At 62.4% G+C, this 4,520-nt stretch carries 5 protein-coding genes; 2 read left to right on the top strand and 3 right to left on the bottom strand.

From position 1 onward, the window contains the following. Window positions 1–141 precede the first annotated feature (141 nt). The gene (locus BW989_RS12155) at window positions 142–1,479 is read left to right on the top strand and encodes an ISL3 family transposase (protein ID WP_076588687.1); all 1,338 of its coding nucleotides are present in this window, start codon (window positions 142–144) and stop codon (window positions 1,477–1,479) included. Between the two features lie 94 nt (window positions 1,480–1,573). Here BW989_RS12155 and merA read toward each other — a convergent pair whose 3' ends face one another. The 3 genes from merA to merT are packed head-to-tail and all read right to left on the bottom strand — an operon-like array spanning window position 1,574 to window position 3,916. Further along, a complete protein-coding gene (gene merA / locus BW989_RS12150; RefSeq protein WP_076588685.1) occupies window positions 1,574–3,268 on the bottom strand; it encodes a mercury(II) reductase in 1,695 nt (564 codons plus the stop codon). A gap of 7 nt (window positions 3,269–3,275) precedes the next feature. Continuing rightward, window positions 3,276–3,554 carry a mercury resistance system periplasmic binding protein MerP gene (gene merP, locus BW989_RS12145; protein WP_028839823.1) on the bottom strand — a complete coding sequence of 93 codons (279 nt, stop codon included), beginning with the start codon at window positions 3,552–3,554 and terminating at the stop codon, window positions 3,276–3,278. A gap of 11 nt (window positions 3,555–3,565) precedes the next feature. Further along, window positions 3,566–3,916, bottom strand: coding sequence for a mercuric ion transporter MerT (gene merT, locus BW989_RS12140; protein ID WP_046621378.1), 351 nt, complete (start codon window positions 3,914–3,916; stop codon window positions 3,566–3,568). Between the two features lie 71 nt (window positions 3,917–3,987). On the opposite strand from merT, the gene merR reads away from it, so the two are divergent. Further along, a complete protein-coding gene (gene merR, locus BW989_RS12135) occupies window positions 3,988–4,449 on the top strand; it encodes a mercury resistance transcriptional regulator MerR (RefSeq protein ID WP_062351790.1) in 462 nt (153 codons plus the stop codon). The last annotated feature ends 71 nt before the right edge of the window (window positions 4,450–4,520 follow it).

Below are 4,520 nucleotides of genomic sequence, written 5' to 3'. Positions count from 1 at the left end.
GGGTATCCGGAATCTGGTGTGGGTTTCAGGGTTTATGGCTGTTGTAGCTCTCATTTCAAAAGACGGATTCTAGTGTTGGAACCGAGAACGAGCATGCTAAGCTAGAAACCGGATTTCAGTGTGGGCTCGCCCAGGTGTTGAGTGACCGATTTTCTGCAGTTGCGTAGCCTCAATACACTTGAAGTCGTAGGCGATGACGAGCGCTATGTCGTCAAGGCTGAAGGCGTTGCGCCAGTGGCAACCTGCCCGCTGTGCAAGGTCGGACGTTTGCACGGTCACGGCTCACAAGAGCAGTCGTTTCAGGATACGCCGACGCACGGCAAGCCGGTCGTGGTGTTCATCCAGCGCAGGCGATATCGCTGCATCTCGTGCAATAAGACGCTCTTCGAGCCTGTCGCCGATCTCGACAGCAAGCGTCAAGCCACGGCCCGCCTGATGCGTTATATCCGTAAAGAGAGCTTCACCAAGACCTTCGCGGCGCTGGCGCGCGAAGTGGACTTGGACGAGAAGACGGTCCGCCACGTCTTTGACGACTTCATCGAGGAGTTCGAGGCCAAGGTCCGGTTCCGGACGCCCCGCATCCTGGGGATCGACGAGCTCAAGATCATCGGCCAGTACCGGGCGATGATCACCAACATCGAACGCAAGACGGTATTCGACCTCCGGCCGAGCCGGGCCAAGGCCGACCTGTTGCCCTATTTCCGCAACCTGCGGGACAAGGACACCATCGAGTGGGTGGCGATGGACATGTACCACGTTTACAAGCAGGTGGTGCGTGCCACGCTGCCGCAGGCGCGGATTGTGGTCGATCGTTTCCATATCCAGCGGATGGCCAATGACGCGCTGGAGAAGCTGCGCAAGCGCATTCGCAAGGATCTGCCGGCTCGGCAGCGCCTCAAGCTCAAGGATGAGCGCTTCCTGTTGCTCAAGCGGCAGCACGATCTGAAGGGCGCAGACATGACACGGGCCCTGGAATGGTTCCGCCAGTTTCCCCAGCTCGGGGAGGCGCACGCCCTCAAGGAAGGCTTCTTGTCGATCTGGGATCACAAGAGCCGTCCGGAGGCTGAAGCGGCATGCGCGACGTGGTTAGGCAACATTCCACCGGAGCTGGCGGCCACGTTCAAGGATCTGACCACCGCCGTGCACAACTGGCACGACGAAATCTTCTCTTACTTCGAACAACCCATTACCAATGCCTATACTGAATCCGTCAACCGACTGGCCAAAGACATGAACCGCATGGGCAGGGGCTACAGCTTCGAGGTGATTCGGGCGCGGATGCTCTACAACGAGAAGGCGCGCAAGGACGGGGCCGTAGTCGAGACCGTAGATGTCGATGATGACCAGGTATCAACGAACTTCGAGTTCCAGCGAATGACGATGGCATCGATCCGCAAGAAGCAGGTCAGACGCGTGGTCGAATATGGACCTTACATTCCGACGTTGGTGCGGCTGCTCGAAGAGGGGTATTTCGAGTAAACCTTGACCCATCGCACAAGCCCCGAAGCTTCAACCTGGGTGTTTGGCTCAACGGATGAAGCTGAGCATTTGGGCCTGAACGCTCAGCACAGCACTACCCCGCGCAGCAGGACAGTTGCTTCACATCCTTGGTGAAAGTCTGCGCTGCGAGCTTCAGTCCCTCGACCATGGTCAGGTAAGGGAACAACTGGTCGGCCAGCTCCTGCACCGTCATCCGTGCCCGGATGGCGAGCGCGGCCGTCTGAATCAGTTCGCCCGCCTCGGGGGTCACCGCCTGCACACCGAGCAACCGGCCAGTGCCGGCTTCCGCGACCAGCTTGATGAAGCCACGTGTGTCGAAGTTGACGAGCGCCCGGGGCACGTTGTCGAGTGTCAGCGTGCGGCTGTCGGTCTCGATGCCGGCATGGTGTGCTTCGGCTTCGCTATAGCCCACGGTGGCGACCTGGGGATCGGTGAACACGACCGCCGGCATCGCCGTCAGGTCCAGCGCCGTGTCGCCGCCGGTCATGTTGACCGCGGCGCGGGTACCGGCCGCCGCTGCGACGTAGACGAACTGCGGCTGGTCGGTGCAGTCGCCCGCGGCGTAGATGTGCGGTGTGCCGGTGCGCATCCCATCGTCGATGATGATGGCGCCCTGCGCGTTGACCGCGACACCTGCCGCGTCGAGATCCAAGGCGCGGGTGTTCGGTGTGCGGCCGGTGGCGACCAGCAGTCGGTCAGCGCGCAGTTCGCCGCGCCCGGTCGTGAGCACGAATGCTCCGCTTGCAAAGGCCACCTCACTGGCCTGCGTGTGCTCCAGCACTTCGATGCCTTCGTTGCGGAACGCGGCCGTGACGGCTTCACCTATAGTGGGATCTTCGCGGAAGAACAGCGTGTTGCGCGCCAGGAGAGTCACCTTGCTGCCGAGTCGGGCAAAGGCCTGCGCGAGTTCGACCGCCACCACCGACGAACCGATCACCGCCAGCCGCTCGGGAATACGGTCGCTGACCAGCGCCTCGGTGGAGGTCCAGTAGGGGGTGCCCTGCAAGCCGGGGATCGGCGGAATCGCCGGGCTGGCGCCGGTGGCGATCAGGCAGCGGTCGAAGGCGACTGCGCATTCGCCGCCTTCTGCCAGTTGCACGTTCAGATGGCGGTCGTCCAGGAAGCGGGCGTCGCCGCGTAGCACGGTGATGGCGGGAGTGCTGGCCAGAATACCTTCGTACTTGGCGTGACGCAGTTCGTCGACGCGCTCCTGCTGCTGCGCCAGCAAACGCTCGCGCAGGATCGCCGGCGAAGCGGCCGCAATGCCGTCGTCGAACGGACTCTCGCGCCGTACATGGGCGATATGCGCGGCACGGATCATGATCTTGGACGGTACGCAGCCGACATTGACGCAGGTACCGCCGAGGGTGCCTCGCTCGATCAAGGTGACGCGCGCTCCTTGCTCGACGGCTTTCAGCGCCGCCGCCATCGCCGCGCCGCCACTGCCAATCACAGCGACGTGCAATGCCGGCTGTGCATCTCCGCGCTTCGGCTCGCCGTTTAACCCGCCCAGCGTCTTGTTCAACAGGTCCGCAGGCTTGCTCGGCATGTCGGCAGCCTGCGCCCGGTAACCGAGTGCAGACACGGCGGCGACCAGCGGTGCCATCTCCAAATCGGCGCCCGCATCAGCCGTGATTTCAGCCCGCCGTTGCGGATAGGACACCGCTGCCGAACGCACACCGGGCACCTTCTCCAAAGCTTGCCGGACGTGCTCGGAGCACGCCCCGCAGGTCATGCCATCGACGTGCAGTGTGATCGCCTCGGTCATGGGACGATCACTTCTTGACCGTGGAAGGGTAGCCTGCGTTCTCGGTGGCTTTGGTCAAGGCGGCTGGCGTCGTCTTGGTGTCGTCGTAAGTCACCACCGCTTCCTTGGGCTCCCAGGTCACCTTGGCTTCAACGACGCCTTCGACCTTGGACAACGCCTTCTTGACCGTGATCGGACAGGTGGCGCAGGTCATGCCCGGTACCGACAGCGTGACGGTTTTGGTGGCGGCCCAAGCTGGAGCGCTCAGGGCTACAGTCAAAGCGAACAGTGCGACAAATTTCTTCATGACAGTCTCCTTCAGTAGAACAGGGGCATGACGTAGGGGAACGCGAGGGCGATCAGTACCAGGGCGGACACGATCCAGAAAATCACCTTGTAGGCTGTTCGCACCTGGGGCACGGCACACACGTCGTCCGGTGCACAGGCGCGGGCGGGCCGGAAGATGCGGCGCCAGGCGAAGAACAGCGCGACGAGCGCGGCGCCGATGAAGATCGGCCGATACGGTTCGAGCGCGGTTAGGTTGCCGATCCAGGCGCCAGAGAAGCCTAGCGTGATCAGCACCAGCGGGCCGAGGCAGCAGGTCGAGGCAAGGATGGCGGCCAAGCCGCCGGCAGCCAGTGCACCGCGGCCGTTGCTAGGTTTTGCCATGAGGGTCTCCTTCCGGGACTTTGCGTGATGCGCTAACGTTACTTCCGTAGCCAAGTACGGAGTCAAGCGCCATGATGAACATCCCGGAAACCCTGACCATCGGGGCCTTCGCCAAAGCAGCCGGGGTCAACGTGGAGACCATCCGGTTCTATCAGCGCAAGGGCTTGCTGCTGGAGCCGGATCGGCCCATCGGCGGCATCCGCCGCTATGGGCCGACGGACGTGGACCGGGTGAAGTTCGTGAAGTCCGCTCAGCGCTTGGGCTTCAATCTGGACGAGGTTGCGCAATTGCTCAAGCTGGAGGACGGCACCCATTGCCACGAGTCCGCCGACCTCGCGGCAGCGCGGCTGGCGGATGTGCGCCTGCGGCTGGCCGATCTCCAGCGCATGGAGTTGGCGCTATCCCAATTGGTCAAGGCATGCAGGTCGAGCCAAGGCAAGGTGACCTGCCCACTGATTGCTTCCTTGCACCGACATGCGCCAGCAGGAAAAACCCACACTGAAGGCTTGAAACGGACGAGCCTGCGAAACTAGAAACCTACAAGCAAGAACAGTCAGACAAGCAAGTGCTTTAGCTGTCGTCCCACACTAAAATCCGGATACCC

Origin of the sequence: Solilutibacter tolerans, from assembly GCF_900155935.1 — a bacterium.
Taxonomy (GTDB): domain Bacteria; phylum Pseudomonadota; class Gammaproteobacteria; order Xanthomonadales; family Xanthomonadaceae; genus Solilutibacter; species Solilutibacter tolerans.
The sequence above is the reverse complement of the archived record's forward strand: the minus strand, read 5'-3'. Positions and strand labels throughout refer to the sequence as shown.

Coding starts and splice junctions, on each gene's coding strand:
- merA (WP_076588685.1), bottom strand. CDS start 3,268: ATGACCGAGGCGATCACACTGCACGTCGATGGCATGACCTGCGGGGCG.
- merP (WP_028839823.1), bottom strand. CDS start 3,554: ATGAAGAAATTTGTCGCACTGTTCGCTTTGACTGTAGCCCTGAGCGCT.
- merR (WP_062351790.1), top strand. CDS start 3,988: ATGATGAACATCCCGGAAACCCTGACCATCGGGGCCTTCGCCAAAGCA.
- merT (WP_046621378.1), bottom strand. CDS start 3,916: ATGGCAAAACCTAGCAACGGCCGCGGTGCACTGGCTGCCGGCGGCTTG.